Consider the following 21,350-nt stretch of genomic DNA (forward strand, 5'->3'; position numbering starts at 1 on the left):
CCCGACCTCCAGGGCGTAACACCGCCGCCGGGGCGCCCCCGTCGTCTCGATCGGGGGCGCCCCGGCGGTTGCCGAAGCAGCAGGCCCTCAGCGGCGCGCCGCCGCCGTGCGCCGCCGCGGGCGCTCGGGCGCGGGCTCGGCCTCCTCGGCCTCGTCGGGCTCCTCCTCGTACTCCTCCTCGGGTTCGACGTCGGCGTCTTCGGCGTCTTCGGGCTCGGCGTCGTCGGCGAACTCCGCCTCGTCGCCCTCGGCTTCGTACTCAGCCTCGGGCTCGTCCTCGGGCTCGTCCTCGGCCTCGGGCTCGTCCTCGTCCGCCGCGTCCTCGTCGTCCTGCTCGGCCCGCGGCTCATCGGCCTCTCCCCCGGCCTCGTCGTCGCGCTCTTCGTCGCGCGCTTCCTCTTCCTCCGCCACGGCCGTCTCGTGGTCGACCACGACCTCGCCGTCCTGGATCTCGCCGCGCCAGCCGTCCGTGGCCTCGCCGCGCATCATGATGAACTTGCGGTAGAGCTTGAGGTCGAGCCGCGCCCGGCGGCCCTGGGCGCGCCAGATGTTGCCGGTCTTCTCGAACAGGCCCTTGGGGAAGTACTCCAGCACCAGCAGCACCCGGGTGAGGCTGTCGCCCAGCGGGTGAAAGGTGACGACGCCCTTGACGGTGCCCTTGGCGCCCTCGGTCGTCCAGCTGATCCGCTCGTCGGGCACCTGCTCGGTGACGTTGGCCTTCCAGCTGCGCGTGGACTTGGCGACCTTCACCTTCCAGTTGCTGCTGGTGTCGTCGGCCTTCTCGACGCTGACGACGCCCTTGGCGAAGGTGCTGAACTCCTGGAACTGGGTCCACTGGTCGTACGCCTCGCGGACCGGCACCCCGACGTCGATGTCCTCGACCACGGTGACGCTCTTGGACTTGCCGCCGCCGCTCTTGCCGCGCCCCTTGCCGAGCATGCCCTTGACCTTGTCCTTCAGCGAATCCTTCAGCTGGGAGGCCCCGGCCTTCAGCACGGCCTGGCCCGGTGGCTTGCCCTCGGCGAGCGCCTGGGTGCCCTTGGCGAGACCGGTGCCGAGCCCGGTGAGCGCGTGGGTCGCCCGGGCCTGGACGTAGCTCTGGAGCTCGTCCTTGAGGCGGTCCGCGGCCGGGCTGCGCACGATGTCGTCCTTCAGCTTGCCCAACGTGTCAGCCACGGCGACCCCCGGCGGTCTTCGCGGTCTTCTTCGCCGTTTTCTCGGCCGCCCTCTTCGCGGTCTTCTTCGCCGGCGCGGAGGACGAGGCCGCGGCCTTGCGCGCCCGGCCTGCCGGAGCCTTGGCCCCCTTGGCCTGCGGCGCCTTGCGCGGCGGCGGTGTGCGTTCGCCCTCCTCGTCGGCGGCCTCGTCGTCCTCCGGTTCCTCGTCCTCGTCGCGCGCGTCGCGCTCGTCGTCCGCCTCACCCCGAAGGCTCAGCGTGCGGTCGTGCAGGGAGTCGGCGAGGCCGTTCATGCGGGTGGACAGCGCACGGGTCGCGGCCGTTTTGGCGGCCCCGCTCAGCTCCTTGCGCGCCTGCGCGTTCAGCCCGCTCAGCAGCGGGGAGTCGGCGACCGCCCGGGCCAGCTGCTGCGGATCGAGGGTGATCTTCTTCCCTGCGAGCAACATGCCCAGCCCCAGGGCGAGTTTCGCCTTTTTGGTGCGTCCCAGGAGGTAGCCTCCCGCGATCGCGACCGCGATCTTGCCGTTGGTCATCATCCGTACTCCCGAAGTCGAACTCAGCTTCGATGCGGATGGCCGGGTACCCAGATACGGAAAAGCCCCACCCGCCGGGTGAAGGCGAGTGGGGCTCGTGCTCCGGGGAGCGTGCTCCGAAGAGCGTCAGATCACTTGTTGATCTTCGTGACCTGACCGGCGCCGACGGTCCGGCCACCCTCACGGATGGCGAACTTCAGGCCCTCCTCCATGGCGACCGGCTGGATCAGCTGGACGGACATCTCGGTGTTGTCGCCCGGCATGACCATCTCGGTGCCCTCGGGGAGGGTCACAACGCCCGTCACGTCCGTGGTACGGAAGTAGAACTGCGGACGGTAGTTGTTGAAGAACGGCGTGTGGCGGCCACCCTCATCCTTGGACAGGATGTACGCCTGGGCCTCGAACTCGGTGTGCGGGGTGACCGAGCCCGGCTTGATGATGACCTGGCCGCGCTCGACGTCCTCGCGCTTGATGCCGCGGAGCAGCAGACCGACGTTCTCACCGGCCTGGCCCTCGTCGAGCAGCTTGCGGAACATCTCGATACCGGTGACGGTGGTCGAGGTCTTCTCGTTCTTGATGCCGATGATGTCGACGTTCTCGTTGACCTTCAGCACACCACGCTCGATACGGCCGGTGACGACCGTACCGCGGCCGGTGATGGTGAAGACGTCCTCGATCGGCATGAGGAACGGCTTGTCGACGTCGCGCTCCGGGTTCGGGATGGAGTCGTCGACGGCCTTCATCAGGTCGAGGACGGACTTGCCCCACTCGGCGTCGCCCTCGAGCGCCTTGAGCGCCGAGACCTTGACGACCGGGACGTCGTCGCCCGGGAACTCGTACTCGGAGAGCAGCTCGCGGACCTCGAGCTCGACGAGCTCCAGGATCTCCTCGTCGTCCACCATGTCGGCCTTGTTCAGGGCGACGACGATGTACGGAACGCCGACCTGGCGGGCCAGGAGCACGTGCTCCTTGGTCTGCGGCATCGGGCCGTCGGTGGCGGCGACCACGAGGATGGCGCCGTCCATCTGCGCGGCACCGGTGATCATGTTCTTGATGTAGTCCGCGTGACCGGGGCAGTCAACGTGCGCGTAGTGACGCGACTCGGTCTGGTACTCGACGTGCGCGATGGAGATCGTAATACCACGCTGGCGCTCTTCCGGCGCCTTGTCGATCATGTCGAAGGCCGAGGCCTCGTTCAGGTCCGGGAACGCGTCGTGCAGCACCTTGGTGATCGCCGCGGTAAGGGTCGTCTTACCGTGGTCGATGTGACCGATGGTGCCGATGTTGACGTGCGGCTTAGTCCGCTCGAACTTCGCCTTCGCCACTGGGGTCCTCCTGTGGAGTGGTTCTGTAACGCATCCGCGCCTTGCGGACGGGTTCAGGTGGTCGTACCGAACCGGCCAGGACCCCGAGGGGGATGCCCTTCGCCGTATTCGTTATGGGGGCCGGCGGCCGGGGCCCCGCCGTAAACCGCCACGGTGGACGATCTATGACGGAACACCCGTTGCCTTTTGCTCCAGCCTAAAGGGTGAGGAATGCGGATGAACCCGCCTTACTCGCCCTTGGCCTTCGCGATGATCTCCTCGGCGACGTTCCGGGGAACCTCGGCGTAGGAGTCGAACTGCATGGAGTAGCTGGCGCGGCCAGAGGTCTTGCTGCGCAGGTCGCCCACGTAGCCGAACATCTCCGACAGCGGGACCAGACCGATCACCAGCTTGGCGCCGCTACGGTCCTCCATGGACTGGATCTGACCACGGCGGGAGTTGATGTCGCCGATCACGTCGCCCATGTAGTCCTCGGGCGTCGTGACCTCGACCTTCATCATCGGCTCGAGCAGGGCCGGGCTGGCCTTGCGGGCGGCCTCCTTGAAGGCCATCGAACCGGCGATCTTGAAGGCCATCTCGGAGGAGTCGACCTCGTGGTAGCCACCGTCGAGAAGCACGACCTTGACGCCGGTCAGCGGGTAGCCGGCGAGCACGCCGAACTCCATGGCCTCCTGGCAGCCCGCGTCCACGGACGGGATGTACTCCCGCGGGATGCGGCCACCGGTGACCTTGTTCTCGAACTCGTAGCCGTCGCCCTCGAGCGGCTCCAGCGCGATCTGCACCTTGGCGAACTGGCCGGAACCACCAGTCTGCTTCTTGTGCGTGTAGTCGTACCGCTCGACCGCCTTGCGCAGCGTCTCGCGGTAGGCCACCTGCGGCTTGCCGACGTTGGCCTCGACCTTGAACTCGCGCTTCATGCGGTCGACCAGCACGTCGAGGTGGAGCTCACCCATGCCGGAGATGATCGTCTGGCCGGTCTCCTCGTCGGTCTTGACGCGGAAGGACGGGTCCTCCTCGGCAAGCCGCTGGATCGCGACGGCCAGCTTCTCCTGGTCGCCCTTCGACTTCGGCTCGATGGCCACCTCGATGACCGGGGCCGGGAAGTCCATGGACTCCAGGATCACCGGGTTCGAGGAGTCGCAGAGCGTCTCACCGGTGGTGGTCTGCTTCAGACCCATGACGGCGACGATGTCACCGGCACCCACCGACTCGATCTCCTCACGCTTGTTCGCGTGCATCCGGTAGATCTTGCCGATGCGCTCCTTCTTGCCCTTCACCGAGTTCAGGACCTGCGAGCCGGCCACGAGGCGGCCCGAGTAGACCCGGATGAAGGTGAGCTTCCCGAGGTGCGGGTCGCTCGCAATCTTGAACGCCAGGACCGACAGCGGCTCGTCCTCGGACGGACGACGCTTGATGACCTCGTCGGGGTCCTTGACCGAGTGGCCCTCGATCGCCTCGATGTCGATCGGCGACGGCAGGTACCGGACGACCGCGTCGAGCAGGGGCTGCACGCCCTTGTTCTTGAACGCGGTGCCGCAGAACACGGGGGTGACGGTGGTGCCGCCGCCCTTGCCGGAGGCGATGGTGATGCGGCGGACCGCCGCGTACAGCTGCTCCACGGAGGGCTCTTCGCCCTCCAGGTACAGCTCCATCATCTCTTCGTCGTTCTCGGCGACGGTCTCCAGCAGCTTGCCGCGCCACTCGTCGGCGGCCTCGGTGTGGGTGTCCGGGATGTCGACGGTGTCGTACATCTCGCCCTTGGACGCCTCGATGTTCCAGACCAGCGCCTTCATGGTGACGAGGTCGATGACGCCCTTGAAGTCGGCCTCGGTGCCGATCGGCAGCTGCATGACCAGCGGCACCGCGCCCAGGCGGTCCGTGATCATGTCGACGCAACGGTGGAACTCCGCACCGGTGCGGTCGAGCTTGTTGACGAAGCAGATCCGCGGAACGCCGTAGCGGTCCGCCTGACGCCACACGGTCTCGGACTGCGGCTCCACGCCGGCCACACCGTCGAACACCGTCACGGCACCGTCGAGGACGCGCAGCGAGCGCTCCACCTCGACGGTGAAGTCGACGTGCCCCGGGGTGTCAATGATGTTGATCGTGTGATCGGTGTCCTCGAGCGGCCAGTGACAGGTCGTCGCGGCCGACGTGATCGTGATGCCGCGCTCCTGCTCCTGCTCCATCCAGTCCATCGTGGCAGCGCCGTCGTGGACCTCACCGATCTTGTAGCTCACACCGGTGTAGAACAGGATCCGCTCGGTGGTCGTCGTCTTGCCCGCGTCGATGTGGGCCATGATCCCGATATTGCGGACCTTGGCCAGGTCAAGTGAAGTGGTAGCCATAAGGCTTCAGTCTTCTCTCGGTTCTCGATGGGGTAGCGACTACCAGCGGTAGTGCGCGAAGGCCTTGTTGGACTCGGCCATCTTGTGGGTGTCCTCGCGACGCTTGACGGAGGCGCCCAGACCGTTGCTGGCGTCCAGCAGCTCGTTCATCAGCCGCTCGGTCATGGTCTTCTCGCGACGGGCGCGGGAGTAGCCCACGAGCCAGCGCAGCGCGAGGGTGGAGGAGCGGCCGGGACGAACCTCGACCGGCACCTGGTAGGTGGCGCCACCGACACGACGGGAGCGGACCTCGAGGGTCGGCTTCACGTTCTCCAGCGCGCGCTTGAGCGTGATGACCGGGTCGTTGCCGGACTTCTCACGCAGGCCCTCCATGGCGCCGTAGACAATGCGCTCGGCGGTGGAGCGCTTGCCGTTCAGCAGGACCTTGTTGATGAGGGAAGTCACCAGAGGAGAGTTGTAAACCGGGTCGATGATGACCGGGCGCTTCGGGGCGGGACCCTTACGAGGCATTCTTACTTCTCCTTCTTGGCGCCGTAGCGGCTGCGAGCCTGCTTGCGGTTCTTGACGCCCTGCGTGTCGAGGGAGCCGCGGATGATCTTGTAACGAACACCCGGCAGGTCCTTCACACGACCGCCGCGCACGAGCACGATGGAGTGCTCCTGCAGGTTGTGCCCCTCACCCGGGACGTAGGCGGTGACCTCGATCCCACTGCTCAGCCGGACACGCGCGACCTTGCGGAGCGCCGAGTTCGGCTTCTTCGGCGTCGTGGTGAACACGCGGGTGCACGTGCCACGACGCTGCGGCGACCCCGCCAGTGCGGGAGTCTTGTTCTTCTCGACCTTGTCCTGGCGGCCCTTGCGGACCAGCTGCTGGATCGTAGGCACCGTTTCTCCGGTTTCTGTGTGCCGATCTCGATAAAGCTAACCTGGGGTTTCTCCGACCCACGCGGTCGGGTGTGTCGCACACCGCAGCCCCCTGCGAATGTCAGGAGAGTGCGAATTGTTGGTGTCGACACCTCGGCCCCCCGGCAGCGCTCTTAGCGCATACGGGAGCCCAGGGACACCCCAGGCACAAGGTCAGAGCGTACCTACCGCATCGGCTCCGGTCAAAACAAATGCACACGCGCTGGACACACCAACCCGGAGCATAGCCGCAGGGCGGCCACCCCGCCATGGGGTGACCGCCCTGTGCTGCAAATTCCCGGGGGATAACCCCCGGACCCCCAGCCGGGGGTGCTCTTACTGGTTGTACGGACCGTAGTCGTAGTCCTCCAGCGGGACCGCCTGGCCGGAGCCGGTGCCGAAGGGCGAGTAGTCGATGTCGTCGTAGCCGACGGCCGAGTACATCGCGGCCTTCGCCTCCTCGGTCGGCTCGACCCGGATGTTGCGGTAGCGGGACAGGCCCGTACCGGCCGGGATGAGCTTACCGATGATGACGTTCTCCTTGAGGCCGATCAGGGAGTCCGACTTGGCGTTGATCGCCGCGTCGGTGAGCACCCGGGTCGTCTCCTGGAAGGACGCCGCCGACAGCCAGGACTCGGTCGCCAGCGAGGCCTTGGTGATACCCATCAGCTGCGGACGGCCGGAGGCCGGGTGGCCGCCTTCCTGGACCACACGACGGTTCTCACCCTCGAAGCGCGAGCGCTCCACGAGCTCGCCCGGCAGCAGCTCCGCGTCGCCGGACTCGATGATCGTGACCCGGCGCAGCATCTGCCGGATGATGATCTCGATGTGCTTGTCGTGGATCGACACACCCTGCGAGTTGTAGACCTTCTGGACCTCGCCGACCAGGTGCACCTGGACGGCGCGCTGGCCGAGGATGCGCAGCACGTCGTGCGGGTTGGTGGCACCCACGGTCAGCGCCTGGCCGACCTCGACGTGGTCGCCCTCGCCCACCAGCAGACGGGCCCGCTTGGAGACGCCGTAGGCGGTCTCGTCGGAGCCGTCGTCCGGGGTGACGACGATCTTCTTGGTCTTCTCGGTCTCCTCGATCCGGACGCGGCCGGCCGCCTCCGAGATCGGCGCGACGCCCTTGGGCGTACGGGCCTCGAAGAGTTCGACGACACGCGGCAGACCCTGGGTGATGTCGTCACCGGCCACACCACCGGTGTGGAAGGTACGCATCGTCAGCTGGGTGCCGGGCTCACCGATGGACTGGGCGGCGATGATGCCGACGGCCTCGCCGATGTCCACCAGCTTGCCGGTCGCCAGCGAGCGGCCGTAGCACATGGCGCAGGTGCCGACGGCGGACTCGCAGGTGAGCACCGAACGGGTCTTGACCGTCCCGACACCGTGCCGGACCAGCTCGTCGATGAGCACGTCGCCCAGGTCGGTGCCGGCCGGGGCCAGGACCTTCCCGTCCACGACGATGTCCTCGGCGAGGCAGCGCGCGTACACGCTGGTCTCGACGTCCTCCGTCTTGCGCAGCACGCCGTCCGCGCCCGTGGTCGCGATCGCGAGCTTGAGACCGCGCTCGGTGCCGCAGTCCTCCTCGCGAATGATCACGTCCTGCGAGACGTCCACCAGACGACGGGTCAGGTAACCCGAGTCGGCGGTACGCAGGGCGGTGTCCGCGAGACCCTTACGGGCACCGTGGGTGGAGATGAAGTACTCCAGCACGGAGAGACCCTCACGGAACGACGCCTTAATGGGCCGCGGGATGGTCTCGTTCTTCGCGTTGGACACCAGACCACGCATACCGGCGATCTGACGCATCTGCATCATGTTTCCGCGCGCGCCCGAGTCGACCATCATGAAGATCGGGTTGGTCTTCGGGAAGTTCGCGTTCATCGCCTCGGCGACCTCGTTGGTCGCCTTGGTCCAGATCGCGATCAGTTCCTGGGTGCGCTCGTCCTTGGTGATCAGACCGCGCTCGTACTGCTTCTGGACCTTCTCGTCCTGCGCCTCGTAGCCCGTGATGATGGCCTTCTTGGCCTCGGGCACGACCACGTCGGAGATGGCGACGGTGACACCGGAGCGGGTGGCCCAGTGGAAACCGGCCGCCTTCAGGTTGTCCAGGGTCGCCGCGACGATGACCTTGGGGTAGCGCTCGGCGAGGTCGTTGACGATCTCGGAGAGCTGCTTCTTGCCCACCGAGTAGTCGACGAACGGGTAGTCCTCGGGCAGCAGCTCGTTGAAGAGCGCGCGGCCCAGCGTGGTGCGCAGCCGGAAGCTGTCGCCCTGCTGCCAGGCGGGCTCGCCCTCCTCCGGAGCCGGCGGGGTCCAGCCGCGGGGCGGGACGGTGCCGATCGGGAAGCGGATGTCGATCTTCGCCTGGAGCGACAGCTCCCGGGCGTCGAACGCCATGATCGCCTCGGCGACCGAACCGAACGACCGGCCCTCGCCCTTGACCTCGCGCTCCTCCTCGTCGGTGGTGAGGAAGAACAGACCCAGCACCATGTCCTGGGTCGGCATGGTCACCGGCCGGCCGTCGGCCGGCTTGAGGATGTTGTTCGAGGACAGCATCAGGATGCGGGCCTCGGCCTGCGCCTCCGCGGACAGCGGCAGGTGCACGGCCATCTGGTCACCGTCGAAGTCCGCGTTGAACGCGGTGCAGACGAGCGGGTGAATCTGAATGGCCTTGCCCTCGACCAGCTGCGGCTCGAAGGCCTGGATGCCGAGGCGGTGCAGGGTCGGCGCACGGTTCAGCAGCACCGGGTGCTCGGCGATGACCTCTTCGAGCACGTCGTACACGACCGTGCGGCCGCGCTCGACCATGCGCTTCGCCGACTTGATGTTCTGCGCGTGGTTGAGGTCCACCAGGCGCTTCATCACGAACGGCTTGAAGAGCTCCAGCGCCATGGCCTTGGGCAGACCGCACTGGTGCAGCTTCAGCTGCGGGCCGACGACGATGACGGAACGCGCCGAGTAGTCGACACGCTTACCGAGCAGGTTCTGACGGAACCGGCCCTGCTTACCCTTCAGCATGTCGCTGAGGGACTTCAGCGGACGGTTACCGGGACCGGTGACCGGGCGACCGCGGCGGCCGTTGTCGAACAGCGCGTCGACGGCCTCCTGGAGCATCCGCTTCTCGTTGTTCACGATGATCTCGGGGGCACCGAGGTCGAGCAGACGCTTGAGGCGGTTGTTCCGGTTGATCACACGGCGGTACAGGTCGTTCAGGTCGGAGGTCGCGAAGCGGCCACCGTCCAGCTGCACCATCGGACGCAGGTCCGGCGGGATCACCGGGATGCAGTCCAGCACCATGCCGTTGGGGCTGTTGCGGGTCTGGAGGAAGGCGGAGACGACCTTGAGGCGCTTGAGCGCACGGGTCTTCTTCTGGCCCTTGCCGGTCCGGATGATCTCGCGGAGCTTCTCGGCCTCCTCGTCGAGGTCGAAGGACTCCAGGCGCTTCTGGAGCGCGGCCGCGCCCATGCCGCCCATGAAGTACGTGCCGAAGCGGTCACGCAGCTCGCGGTAGAGCAGCTCGTCGCCCTCCAGGTCCTGGACCTTGAGGCTCTTGAAGCGGTTCCACACCTCGTCGAGACGGTCGATCTCGCGCTGGGCGCGGTCGCGCAGCTGCTTCATCTCGCGCTCGGCGCCCTCGCGCACCTTGCGGCGCACATCGGCCTTGGCGCCCTCGGCCTCGAGGTCGGCGAGGTCGGCCTCGAGCTTCTTGGCGCGGGCCTCCAGGTCGGCGTCGCGGCGCTGCTCGATCTGCTGGCGCTCGACGGAGACGTGGGCCTCCAGCGACGGCAGGTCGCGCGTGCGGCGCTCCTCGTCCACCCACGTGATCATGTAGGCGGCGAAGTAGATGACCTTTTCGAGGTCCTTCGGGGCGAGGTCGAGCAGGTAGCCCAGGCGGCTGGGCACGCCCTTGAAGTACCAGATGTGGGTGACGGGAGCGGCCAGCTCGATGTGGCCCATCCGCTCACGGCGCACCTTGGCGCGGGTGACCTCGACGCCACAGCGCTCACAGATGATGCCCTTGAAGCGGACGCGCTTGTACTTGCCGCAGTAGCACTCCCAGTCCCGGGTCGGACCGAAGATCTTCTCGCAGAAGAGTCCGTCCTTTTCGGGCTTCAGGGTGCGGTAGTTGATGGTCTCCGGCTTCTTGACCTCGCCGTGGGACCACTGACGGATGTCGTCAGCAGTGGCGAGGCCGATCCGCAGCTCGTCGAAGAAGTTGACGTCGAGCACTTGTCGTCAATCCCTCTTTCAGGGTCGTGTCTTCGGGTCTGACTGGGGGTCCGGGGAGAGGCCGGGGCGCTCGGAGGCGAGTACCCCGGCCAGACCCGTCAGACCTCTTCGACGCTGCTCGGCTCGCGCCGCGACAGGTCGATGCCGAGCTCCTCCGCAGCGCGGAAGACGTCCTCGTCGGTGTCGCGCATCTCGATGGACATGCCGTCGCTGGACAGCACCTCCACGTTGAGGCACAGGGACTGCATCTCCTTGATGAGCACCTTGAAGGACTCGGGGATGCCGGGCTCCGGAATGTTCTCGCCCTTGACGATGGCCTCGTAGACCTTCACGCGGCCGGTGACGTCGTCGGACTTGATGGTCAGCAGCTCCTGGAGGGCGTACGCGGCGCCGTAAGCCTCCAGCGCCCACACCTCCATCTCTCCGAAGCGCTGGCCACCGAACTGAGCCTTACCGCCCAGCGGCTGCTGGGTGATCATCGAGTACGGGCCGGTGGACCGGGCGTGCAGCTTGTCGTCCACCAGGTGGTGCAGCTTGAGGATGTACATGAAGCCGACCGAGATCGGGTCCGGGAACGGCTCGCCGGAGCGGCCGTCGAAGAGCCGGGCCTTGCCGGAGGGCTGGACCAGGCGGTCGCCGTCGCGGTTCGGGATCGTCGACTCGAAGAGACCGGCGATCTCGTCCTCGCGGGCGCCGTCGAAGACCGGGGTCGCGACGTTGGTGCCGGGCTGGACCTCGTCCGCGCCGATCGCCTTCAGCCGCTGCATCCACTCCTCGGAGCCCTCGACCTTCCAGCCGCGGGAGGCCAGCCAGCCGAGGTGGATCTCCAGCACCTGTCCCGGGTTCATTCGGGACGGCACACCCAGCGGGTTGAGGATGATGTCGACCGGGGTGCCGTCCTCCAGGAACGGCATGTCCTCGACCGGCAGGATCTTCGAGATGACGCCCTTGTTGCCGTGACGGCCGGCGAGCTTGTCACCGTCGGTGATCTTGCGCTTCTGCGCGACGTAGACGCGGACCAGCTGGTTCACGCCCGGGGGCAGCTCGTCGCCCTCCTCGCGGTCGAAGACGCGGACGCCGATGACCTTGCCGGTCTCGCCGTGCGGCACCTTCAGCGAGGTGTCACGGACCTCACGGGCCTTCTCACCGAAGATCGCGCGCAGCAGGCGCTCCTCCGGGGTCAGCTCGGTCTCACCCTTCGGGGTGACCTTGCCGACCAGGATGTCCCCGGCGATGACCTCGGCGCCGATGCGGATGATGCCGCGCTCGTCGAGGTCGGCCAGGACCTCCTCGGAGACGTTCGGGATGTCCCGGGTGATCTCCTCGGGGCCGAGCTTGGTGTCCCGGGCGTCGACCTCGTGCTCCTCGATGTGGATCGAGGAGAGGACGTCGTCCTGCACCAGTCGCTGGCTGAGGATGATCGCGTCTTCGTAGTTGTGGCCCTCCCACGGCATGAACGCCACGAGGAGGTTCTTGCCGAGCGCCATCTCGCCGTCCTCGGTGGACGGGCCGTCGGCCAGGACCTGGCCGGTGACGACGCGGGCGCCCTCGTCGACGACGACCTTCTGGTTGAAGGAGGTGCCCTGGTTGGAGCGGGAGAACTTGGCGATCCGGTAGGTGGTGTAGGTGCCGTCGTCGTTGGCCACCGTCACGTAGTCGGCGGAGACCTCCTGGACGACACCGTCCTTCTCGGCCTTGATGACGTCGCCGGCGTCGACCGCGCAGCGGTACTCCATGCCGGTGCCGACCAGCGGGGACTCCGCCTTGATCAGCGGCACGGCCTGACGCATCATGTTCGAGCCCATGAGCGCGCGGTTGGCGTCGTCGTGCTCGAGGAAGGGGATCATGGCGGTCGCGACCGACACCATCTGGCGCGGCGAGACGTCCATGTAGTCGACCTCGGAGCCGGGCACGTAGTCGACCTCACCGCCACGGCGGCGGACCAGGACGCGGTTCTCGGCGTAGGTGTTGTCCTCGGCCAGCGGCGCGTTCGCCTGGGCGATGACGAAGCGGTCTTCCTCATCGGCGGTGAGGAAGTCCACCTTGTCGGTGACGACACCCTCGTGGACCTTGCGGTACGGGGTCTCGACGAAGCCGAACGCGTTGACCCGGCCGTACGAGGCGAGCGAGCCGATCAGACCGATGTTCGGTCCTTCCGGCGTCTCGATCGGGCACATGCGGCCGTAGTGCGAGGGGTGCACGTCACGGACCTCGAAGCCCGCCCGCTCACGGCTCAGACCACCCGGGCCCAGCGCCGACAGACGGCGCTTGTGGGTCAGACCCGACAGCGGGTTGGTCTGGTCCATGAACTGCGACAGCTGGCTGGTGCCGAAGAACTCCTTGATGGAGGCGACGACCGGCCGGATGTTGATCAGGGTCTGCGGCGTGATCGCCTCGACGTCCTGGGTGGTCATCCGCTCGCGGACGACGCGCTCCATACGGGCCAGACCGGTGCGGACCTGGTTCTGGATCAGCTCGCCGACGTTCCGCAGGCGGCGGTTGCCGAAGTGGTCGATGTCGTCGGTCTCGACGACGATCATGTCGCCGGCCTCGCCGACCGTCTCGGTCTCGCCCGCGTGCAGCTTGACCAGGTACTTGATGGTCGCGATGACATCGTCGGTGGTCAGCACGCCGGCGTCGAGGGGGGCGTCCGCGCCGAGCTTCTTGTTGACCTTGTACCGGCCGACCTTGGCGAGGTCGTAGCGCTTCGGGTTGAAGTACAGGTTCTCCAGCAGCGTCTGGGCGGCCTCACGCGTCGGCGGCTCGCCCGGGCGCAGCTTGCGGTAGATGTCGAGCAGCGCGTCGTCCTGGCCCTGGGTGTGGTCCTTCTCCAGGGTGGCGCGCATGGACTCGTACTCGCCGAACTCCTCGAGGATCTGCTCGGTGGTCCAGCCGAGCGCCTTGAGCAGGACGGTGACGGACTGCTTGCGCTTGCGGTCGATGCGGACGCCGACCATGTCGCGCTTGTCGATCTCCATCTCCAGCCAGGCACCCCGGGACGGGATGATCTTGGCGGAGAAGATGTCCTTGTCGGACGTCTTGTCGATGGAGGAGTCGAAGTACACACCCGGCGAGCGGACCAGCTGCGAGACGACGACACGCTCGGTGCCGTTGATGCAGAAGGTGCCCTTCGGCGTCATGAGCGGGAAGTCGCCCATGAAGACCGTCTGGGACTTGATCTCACCGGTCTCGTTGTTGGTGAACTCGGCGGTGACGAAGAGCGGCGCGGCGTACGTGAAGTCGCGCTCCTTGCACTCGTCGATCGAGTTCTTCGGCGGCTCGAAGCGGTGATCACGGAAGGTCAGGGACATCGACCCGGAGAAGTCCTCGATCGGGGAGATCTCCTCGAAGATCTCTTCCAGACCGGACTTGGTGGGGACGTCCTGACCGCTGTCCAGCGCAGCCTCGACGCGAGCCTTCCAGGCGGCATTGCCGAGCAGCCAATCGAAGCTCTCGGTCTGCAGTGCAAGGAGGTTCGGAACCTCGAGAGGCTCCTTGATCTTCGCAAAGGAGATGCGCAGCGGGGCGGTGCTGGCGCCATTGTTCGTATTGGCAGTCGAGGCGTTGCGCGAGGCGGCCAAGAGGGGGTCCTTCCGAGGGCTCGGACTCACTACGCGCGTACCGGTCCCACCGCGAACCCATGGATGAAATCCCTGGTCAGGGTGTTTTCATCGGCAGTGCTCAAAGGTGGGTATGCCCCTGGTGACGGGCAGGGAGCAGCTAACAGGCAGCGCAAAGGGTCAGTGTAGCCACTTGGCACACTGATGTCCAGCGCCGAGTTTCTGAGACCGGCAGCGCCAATCTCTCCCTCCGGTGAGGGGGCTCGCCCCTCGTTGTCCTTCACCCCGCCTGGTCGGCGACGACCGCGCTTCGCCAGCGCATATCGATACTGCCCGCTTCGCCGGCGATCCATGCCTCGGACTTACGGATCGTGTGACGTCGCGTCCCGAGAATTGCGCGCTGCGTGCCGTTCGTCAAGGCCCCCCACTCCGGCGAGATCGTCACAGGGCGTGGCGACGGGCAACGAAGATCACCATACCTGCCGGAACCGGAATGTCAGCGTAGCCGTCACAAGAACACCGAAGGGCGACCACCCCAACGGGTGATCGCCCTCACGGCACAGCGGGTCATCCGACCCGTGAGATCACTTGACCTCGACGGAGGCGCCGGCGCCCTTGAGGGACTCGGCGGCCTTGTCGGCGGCCTCCTTGTTGACCTTCTCGAGGACCGGCTTCGGGGTGCCGTCGACGAGGTCCTTGGCCTCCTTCAGACCCAGGGAGGTCAGCTCACGCACGACCTTAATGACCTGGATCTTCTTGTCGCCGGCGCCGGTGAGGATGACGTCGAACTCGTCCTTCTCCTCCTCCTGCTCGGCGGCGGCCGGGGCACCCGGGGCACCGGCGGCGACGACGGCGGCCGGGGCGGCGGCGGTGACGTCGAACTTCTCCTCGAAGGCCTTCACGAACTCGGAGAGCTCGATGAGGGTCATCTCCTCGAACTGCGCGAGCAGGTCGTCCTGGCTGAGCTTCGCCATGATGGCGGTCCTTCCACTAGTTCGGCAGGTGCCGGATGAAAATGGTGGCGGGCTTCTTCCGGGCCCGCTGCGACCGGGGCCGAGTTACTCGGCGGCCTCGGCCTCGGCGGGAGCCGGCTCGCCGGCACCGCCCTGCTCGTCAACCTTGGCCCGAAGCGCCTCCGCGGTGCGGATGAACTTCGAGAGCGGGGCCTGGAAGAGCGCGGCAGCCTGAGACTGCTTGGCCTTCATGGCGCCCGCCAGCTTGGAGAGCAGCACCTCGCGGGACTCGAGGTCCGCGAGCTTCTTGATCTCGTCGGCGGACAGCGCCTTGCCATCAAGGACACCGCCCTTGATGACGAGAGCGGGGTTGTCCTTGGCGAAGTCACGGAGACCCTTCGCCGCCTCGACCGGGTCACCGGTCACGAAGGCGACGGCCGACGAACCCACGAAGAGGTCGTCGATCTGGTTGATCCCGGCCTCGTTGGCCGCGATCTTGGTCAGCGTGTTCTTCACCACACGGTACTGGGCGTTCTCACCGAGCGAACGGCGCAGCTCCTTGAGCTGTGCGACGGTGAGACCGGTGTACGCGGTCACAACGGCGCCGTTCGAGGTGCTGAACTTCTCCCGCATCTCGTCGACGGCGTCGACCTTGTCGGGACTCGCCATGAGCCTCGGCCTCCTTCCGGGTGATGAGGACCGCATCGGCCTGAAGGAAGGAGACTGAACAACACGAAAACGCCCCGGCGCAGGCGCACGGGGCGTGACTCGACCGCACGGACACACGGCCCGTTCGGGAGTTCTCACCACAGTCACCTACGCGGGCCGTCCGCAGCTAGCGGATCCTTCAGCCGCCGTATCCCCTTGCGGGGGCACAGCGACAACCAGCGGTCTTTGGCTTCTGAAGCAGATTACGCGAACGGGCCGCGGCCGGGCAAATCAGCTACGGGCAGCACATCAGCTGCTGGGCTTCGGCGCTCCGGCGCCGCCCGCCATCTCCTCGAAGCTGATGGTGTCCGAGGACGACGGCTCCTCGACGGTGACCTTGGTGCCGTAGTCCGAGTAGAAGACCGTCGAGTCGTACCCGCCGTTGTTGCTCTTGGCCTGCTCGCGCTTCTTGACCAGCAGGTTCTTGTTGTCGATCCACAGATCGATGGTCTCGGTCTTCATGCCGGACTGCTCCATCTGCTTCTGGAGGGCGTCCAGGTCCGACTGGCTCAGGTCGGTGGACTGCATCTTGGCCAGCTCGGAGACCTCGACCGTGCCCGTGTAGTGGGTGGTCTCGGCACCCTTCACGCTCTCCGAGCCGACCTTCTTGACCTTGCCCGAGGCCATCAGCAGCTGCACCGAGCGCGACGGGTTGTTGTTCTGCATCTGGTCCTTGAGGAAGGCACCGGAGGCGCCCGCCTTCTCGGCCAGCACGTCGTAGTCGTACTTGATCCAGTGCTTGCCGCCGCCCGCCTGCTGGGCGAACTCGTCGCCCATGTTCATGAACATCGCGTCGGGCGTGTACCGCGCCTGGAGGGGCTTGCCCGCGATCGGGCTGGAGGCTATGGCCCCGCCCTTCTGGGTGATGGTCATGGTGGCGTTCATGCCGTCCGCCCAGTCCATGGCGCCGGACATCTCGGCGGTCTGCGTGCCGTTCTGGGTGGTGCCCTCGACCTTGGCCGAGTTCTGCTGGTCCGTGCGCTGCGAGGCGAGCTTCAGGGCCGCCAGCGGGCTGCCGACCGACTGGCCGCCGTTGTCGCCGGTCTTGTCGCTCGCCTTGCCCTCATCGGACTTGTCGCCCCCGCACGCGGTGAGCCCGGCCATCAGAACAACGCCACAGGCCGCGATCACGCATCGCACGCCCACATGAGTACCGCGCACGGTTCCCCCTTATTTTTCTTTTACGACTGTCCGTCGAACCTTATAGGGGACCGCCGACAGCAACGCGCCGGGCCCCCGCACCTCTTCACGAGATGCGGGGGCCCGGCGGTTCCGGTCAGGGAAGGGCTCAGACGGCCTCTTCCTCGACCAGCAGGTTGCGCGTGCGGTTGGCGTCCAGCGGGATGCCGGGGCCCATCGTCGTGCTCAGGCTCGCCTTCTTGATGTAGCGGCCCTTCGCGGCGGACGGCTTGAGACGGTTGATCTCCTCGAGCGCCGCGGCGTAGTTCTCCACCAGCTGCGCCTCGTCGAACGACACCTTGCCGATGATGAAGTGCAGGTTGGCGTGCTTGTCGACGCGGAACTCGATCTTGCCGCCCTTGATGTCCGTGACGGCCTTGGCCACGTCCGGGGTGACGGTGCCGGTCTTCGGGTTCGGCATCAGACCACGCGGACCGAGCACCCGGCCGAGGCGGCCGACCTTGCCCATGAGGTCCGGGGTGGCGACGACGGCGTCGAAGTCCAGGCGGCCCTTGGACACCTCGTCGATGAGCTCGTCGGAGCCGACGATGTCGGCGCCGGCGGCCTCCGCGGCCGCAGCACGGTCACCGGTCGCGAAGACCAGGACCCGGGCGGTCTTACCGGTGCCGTGCGGCAGGTTCACGGTGCCGCGGACCATCTGGTCGGCCTTGCGCGGGTCGACGCCCAGGCGCATGGCGACCTCGACGGTCGCGTCGAACTTGCTCGGGGAGGTGTCCTTGGCGAGACGGACGGCCTCGAGCGGGGCGTACGCGCGCTCCCGGTCGATCTTGGCGTCCGCAGCGCGGAGGGCCTTGCTGCGCTTGCTCACTACTGCTCCTGATGTCTGTGTTCGGAGTCGTGGTCCGGACCGCGCATTGGTCCTGCCACGGTGGTGCTACGGGGTGGCTGTCAGCCCTCGACCGTGATGCCCATGGAACGGGCGGTGCCGGCGATGATCTTCTCGGCGGCGTCCAGGTCGTTGGCGTTCAGGTCGGGCATCTTGGTGGTGGCGATGTCGCGGACCTGGTCGCGGGTGATCTTGGCGACCTTGGTCTTGTGCGGCTCGCCGGAGCCCTTCTCCACGCCCGCGGCCTTGAGGATGAGCTTCGCGGCCGGCGGCGTCTTGGTGATGAAGGTGAAGGAACGGTCCTCGTAGACCGTGATCTCCACCGGCACGACCATGCCACGCTGCGACTCGGTCGCGGCGTTGTAGGCCTTGCAGAACTCCATGATGTTGACGCCGTGCTGACCCAGCGCGGGGCCGACCGGCGGGGCCGGGTTGGCGGCACCGGCCTGGATCTGGAGCTTGATCAGCCCCGTGACCTTCTTCTTCTTGGGAGGCATGCTCTCTCCGGGTCCTAGTGAGAGGTGGTCCGCCCCCACTCCGGGTCATCCGGATGGAGGCATACCGCACAACGATAACGGGTATAGGTGTGCGGCCTGAAACCGAGCAGGTCAGACCGGCCCCGGAAGGGCCCGATCTGACCTGTCGGAAGGGTGCGGAAGAGGCGTCAGTTCTTCTGGATCTGGTCGAAGCTCAGCTCGACCGGGGTCTCCCGGCCGAAGATCTCGACCAGGCCCTTGACCTTCTTCGAGTCGGCGTTGATCTCGTTGATCGTGGCCTGGAGCGTGGCGAACGGGCCGTCGGTGACCGTGACCGAGTCGCCGACCTCGAAGTCCAGCACCTGGACCTCGACCTTGCGGCTGGGCGCCGGGGCGCCGCCTTCCTCGGCGGTGGCCTTGGCGGCCTTCTCCTCGGCCTCCGGGGCGAGCATCTTGACGATCTCGTCCAGGGTCAGCGGGTACGGGTCGTAGGCGTTGCCCACGAAGCCGGTGACGCCCGGGGTGTTCCGCACGACGCCCCAGGACTCGTTCGTCAGGTCCATGCGCACCAGCACATAGCCGGGGAGCTTGTTCTGACGGACGTTCTTCCGCTCGCCGTTCTTGATCTGGACGATCTCTTCTTCGGGGACCTCGGCCTGGTAGATGAAGTCCTCGACGTTCAGCGAGACGGCACGCTGCTCCAGGTTGGCCTTCACGCGCTTCTCGTAGCCCGCGTAGGTGTGGATCACGTACCACTCGCCGGGCAGCCCGCGCAGCTCCTCGCGGAGGGCCTCGATCGGGTCGACCTCGACCTCGGCGACCTCCGCCGCCTCGTCCTCGGCGACCTCGACGGCGGCCTCGGCCTCGTCCTCGACGTGCAGCGCGGCCGTCTCGGCGGGCTCACCCGCGGCGACGTCGGCGGCGTCAGCCTGGTCGGAGTCCGCCGCCTCGACGATGTCGAGCTCGTCCTCACGGGACTCGACGGGCTCGGCGGCGTCGTTCAGGTTCGGGTCAGACACGGTGGCTGCTTCTTCCTGGCTTCAAGGGGTGGAACGTGCGAAAGGGCCCTGCCGGGACGCGGCCGCCCTCCGCGGGGTCTCAGCCAAAGACGTACTTGATGGCGTTGTTGAACCCATAGTCAATCACGGTCACGATGCCGATCATGATCAGCACGAAGACGATCACCACACTGGTGTACGTCGACAGCTGGCTGCGCGTGGGCCACACGACCTTGCGCAGTTCGGCGATGATCTGGCGGTAGAACAGCGCGAGCCGACCGAAGGGCCCCTTCTTCGCGCGCTTGCCACCACGGCGGCCCTTCTTGGTCGCCACCTCGTCCTCGTCGGGACGACCGCTCTCAGGCGTCGCGGTGGAGCCAAGGGCTTCCGTCACTCGTCCTCACCTGAATCCGGGTCGTGGCCGTGCCGCGTCCGGCCCGGCCGCACAGCGGTGCTTGTCCTTGCGTACGCATGCACGCACCCTGACGATCAAGTGCGTGTAGCAGGGCCGGAGGGACTTGAACCCCCAACCGCTGGTTTTGGAGACCAGTGCTCTACCAATTGAGCTACGACCCTTTGCGGCAACCCCCAACCTACCGCATCCATCCCGCTGCACGGAGTGTGCGGGTCGGATACGTCTGTTGAGCGGCCAACGACGGTTGAGTGTACGTGCTTGACGGCCAGCCGTCGAACGAGAAGCGCCCGTGCCCTCCGCTCGGGTTTCGGCAGGAGACTTGTGTGAGTCTCGTTAAACCCGTGTACCGCCCTTTTCGCCCGTCTGCGACGATGCCTCTATGACCGCTGCTACTCCCCCCGTACAGTCCCCGACCGACCGACGGGTGTCGGCCCGGATCGGTTCCATCTCCGAGTCCGCGACCCTCGCCGTCGACGCCAAGGCCAAGGCCCTCAAGGCGGCCGGCCGCCCGGTGATCGGCTTCGGCGCGGGCGAGCCGGACTTCCCGACGCCCGACTACGTCGTCGAGGCGGCGGTGGAGGCTTGCCGCAACCCCAAGTTCCACCGCTACACCCCGGCCGGCGGGCTTCCCGAGCTCAAGGCCGCCATCGCCGCGAAGACGCTGCGCGACAGCGGCTACGAGGTCGAGGCGGCCCAGATCCTGGTGACCAACGGGGGCAAGCAGGCGATCTATGAGGCGTTCGCCGCGATCCTCGACCCGGGCGACGAGGTCATCGTCCCCGCGCCGTACTGGACCACCTACCCGGAGTCGATCCGGCTGGCCGGCGGTGTCCCGGTGGACGTCGTCGCGGACGAGACGACCGGCTACCGCGTCTCCGTCGAGCAGCTGGAGGCCGCCCGCACCGAGCACACCAAGGTGCTGGTCTTCGTCTCGCCGTCCAACCCGACGGGCGCGGTCTACAGCCGCGAGCAGATCGAGGAGATCGGCCGCTGGGCCGCCGAGCACGGGCTGTGGGTGCTCACCGACGAGATCTACGAGCACCTGGTCTACGGCGACGCGCAGTTCCACTCGCTGCCGGTGGTGGTGCCCGAGCTGCGCGACAAGTGCATCGTGGTCAACGGCGTCGCGAAGACGTACGCGATGACCGGCTGGCGGGTCGGCTGGATCCTCGGCCCCAAGGACGTGATCAAGGCCGCGACCAACCTCCAGTCGCACGCCACGTCCAATGTGAGCAACGTCGCGCAGGCCGCCGCCCTGGCCGCCGTCACCGGCGACCTCGACGCCGTCGCCACGATGCGCGAGGCGTTCGACCGCCGCCGCCGCACCATCGTGCGCATGCTCAACGAGATCGACGGCATCGAGTGCCCGGAGCCGGAGGGCGCGTTCTACGCCTACCCGTCGGCCAAGGGGCTGCTCGGCAAGGAGATCCGCGGCAAGCGTCCGCAGACCAGCGTCGAGCTGGCCGCGCTGATCCTGGAGGAGGCCGAGGTCGCCGTGGTGCCGGGTGAGGCGTTCGGCACACCGGGCTACCTGCGGCTGTCCTACGCGCTGGGCGACGAGGACCTCGTCGAGGGCGTCTCGCGGATCCAGAAGCTGCTGGCGGAGGCCCGCGACTGAGCGGGTTTTCCCTGGTGAGAGCGGGCGTCCGGCCATGGCCGGACGCCCGCTGTCGTTCAGGCCCGGATCCGGGTCCG

The 21,350-nt window shown here is 67.2% G+C and carries 16 protein-coding genes and 1 tRNA gene; 1 reads left to right on the forward strand and 16 read right to left on the reverse strand.

Going from position 1 to position 21,350, the window contains the following annotated elements:
• Positions 1–87: 87 nt before the first annotated feature.
• The 16 genes from EEJ42_RS44765 to EEJ42_RS44845 form a co-directional block, all read right to left on the reverse strand.
• Positions 88–1,176 (reverse strand): SRPBCC family protein, encoded by a 1,089-nt coding sequence (locus EEJ42_RS44765; protein ID WP_123107878.1) that lies wholly within the window; start codon positions 1,174–1,176, stop codon positions 88–90.
• Positions 1,169–1,711 carry a hypothetical protein gene (locus tag EEJ42_RS44770; protein ID WP_123107879.1) on the reverse strand — a complete coding sequence of 181 codons (543 nt, stop codon included), beginning with the start codon at positions 1,709–1,711 and terminating at the stop codon, positions 1,169–1,171. Before EEJ42_RS44770 ends, EEJ42_RS44765 begins: the two co-directional genes overlap by 8 nt.
• 128 nt (positions 1,712–1,839) lie before the next feature.
• Positions 1,840–3,033 (reverse strand): elongation factor Tu, encoded by a 1,194-nt coding sequence (gene tuf / locus EEJ42_RS44775; protein ID WP_123107880.1) that lies wholly within the window; start codon positions 3,031–3,033, stop codon positions 1,840–1,842.
• Between the two features lie 227 nt (positions 3,034–3,260).
• Positions 3,261–5,381 (reverse strand): elongation factor G, encoded by a 2,121-nt coding sequence (gene fusA / locus EEJ42_RS44780; protein WP_123107881.1) that lies wholly within the window; start codon positions 5,379–5,381, stop codon positions 3,261–3,263.
• 39 nt (positions 5,382–5,420) lie between these two features.
• The gene (gene rpsG / locus EEJ42_RS44785; RefSeq protein ID WP_014178748.1) at positions 5,421–5,891 is read right to left on the reverse strand and encodes a 30S ribosomal protein S7; all 471 of its coding nucleotides are present in this window, start codon (positions 5,889–5,891) and stop codon (positions 5,421–5,423) included.
• Between the two features lie 2 nt (positions 5,892–5,893).
• Complete coding sequence (gene rpsL, locus EEJ42_RS44790) at positions 5,894–6,265, reverse strand: 30S ribosomal protein S12 (protein ID WP_014054153.1); 372 nt, start codon at positions 6,263–6,265, stop codon at positions 5,894–5,896.
• A 354-nt stretch (positions 6,266–6,619) separates the two neighbouring features.
• On the reverse strand, positions 6,620–10,519 hold the full coding sequence (locus EEJ42_RS44795) for a DNA-directed RNA polymerase subunit beta' (RefSeq protein ID WP_123107882.1): 3,900 nt from the start codon (positions 10,517–10,519) through the stop codon (positions 6,620–6,622).
• Between the two features lie 98 nt (positions 10,520–10,617).
• Positions 10,618–14,100: a DNA-directed RNA polymerase subunit beta gene (gene rpoB, locus EEJ42_RS44800; RefSeq protein WP_123107883.1), complete on the reverse strand. Its 3,483-nt coding sequence runs from the start codon at positions 14,098–14,100 to the stop codon at positions 10,618–10,620.
• A gap of 563 nt (positions 14,101–14,663) precedes the next feature.
• Complete coding sequence (gene rplL / locus EEJ42_RS44810) at positions 14,664–15,053, reverse strand: 50S ribosomal protein L7/L12 (protein WP_123107884.1); 390 nt, start codon at positions 15,051–15,053, stop codon at positions 14,664–14,666.
• 84 nt (positions 15,054–15,137) lie between these two features.
• Positions 15,138–15,701 (reverse strand): 50S ribosomal protein L10, encoded by a 564-nt coding sequence (gene rplJ / locus EEJ42_RS44815; protein ID WP_123107885.1) that lies wholly within the window; start codon positions 15,699–15,701, stop codon positions 15,138–15,140.
• Between the two features lie 288 nt (positions 15,702–15,989).
• A complete protein-coding gene (locus EEJ42_RS44820; RefSeq protein ID WP_342778418.1) occupies positions 15,990–16,901 on the reverse strand; it encodes an SCO4651 family lipoprotein in 912 nt (303 codons plus the stop codon).
• Between the two features lie 127 nt (positions 16,902–17,028).
• Positions 17,029–17,748 (reverse strand): 50S ribosomal protein L1, encoded by a 720-nt coding sequence (gene rplA, locus EEJ42_RS44825; protein WP_123107887.1) that lies wholly within the window; start codon positions 17,746–17,748, stop codon positions 17,029–17,031.
• A gap of 80 nt (positions 17,749–17,828) precedes the next feature.
• Positions 17,829–18,263, reverse strand: a complete 435-nt coding sequence (rplK, locus tag EEJ42_RS44830; RefSeq protein WP_009715899.1) for a 50S ribosomal protein L11 — start codon at positions 18,261–18,263, stop codon at positions 17,829–17,831.
• A 167-nt stretch (positions 18,264–18,430) separates the two neighbouring features.
• Complete coding sequence (gene nusG / locus EEJ42_RS44835) at positions 18,431–19,261, reverse strand: transcription termination/antitermination protein NusG (RefSeq protein ID WP_123107888.1); 831 nt, start codon at positions 19,259–19,261, stop codon at positions 18,431–18,433.
• A 79-nt stretch (positions 19,262–19,340) separates the two neighbouring features.
• The gene (gene secE / locus EEJ42_RS44840) at positions 19,341–19,634 is read right to left on the reverse strand and encodes a preprotein translocase subunit SecE (protein WP_009715901.1); all 294 of its coding nucleotides are present in this window, start codon (positions 19,632–19,634) and stop codon (positions 19,341–19,343) included.
• A 109-nt stretch (positions 19,635–19,743) separates the two neighbouring features.
• Positions 19,744–19,816, reverse strand: a tRNA-Trp gene (locus tag EEJ42_RS44845).
• A 218-nt stretch (positions 19,817–20,034) separates the two neighbouring features.
• Here EEJ42_RS44845 and EEJ42_RS44850 point away from each other — a divergent pair.
• Positions 20,035–21,273 carry a pyridoxal phosphate-dependent aminotransferase gene (locus EEJ42_RS44850; RefSeq protein WP_123107889.1) on the forward strand — a complete coding sequence of 413 codons (1,239 nt, stop codon included), beginning with the start codon at positions 20,035–20,037 and terminating at the stop codon, positions 21,271–21,273.
• Positions 21,274–21,350 lie beyond the last annotated feature (77 nt).

The sequence above is a fragment of the Streptomyces botrytidirepellens genome (genome assembly GCF_003721215.1).
GTDB lineage: Bacteria > Actinomycetota > Actinomycetes > Streptomycetales > Streptomycetaceae > Streptomyces > Streptomyces himastatinicus.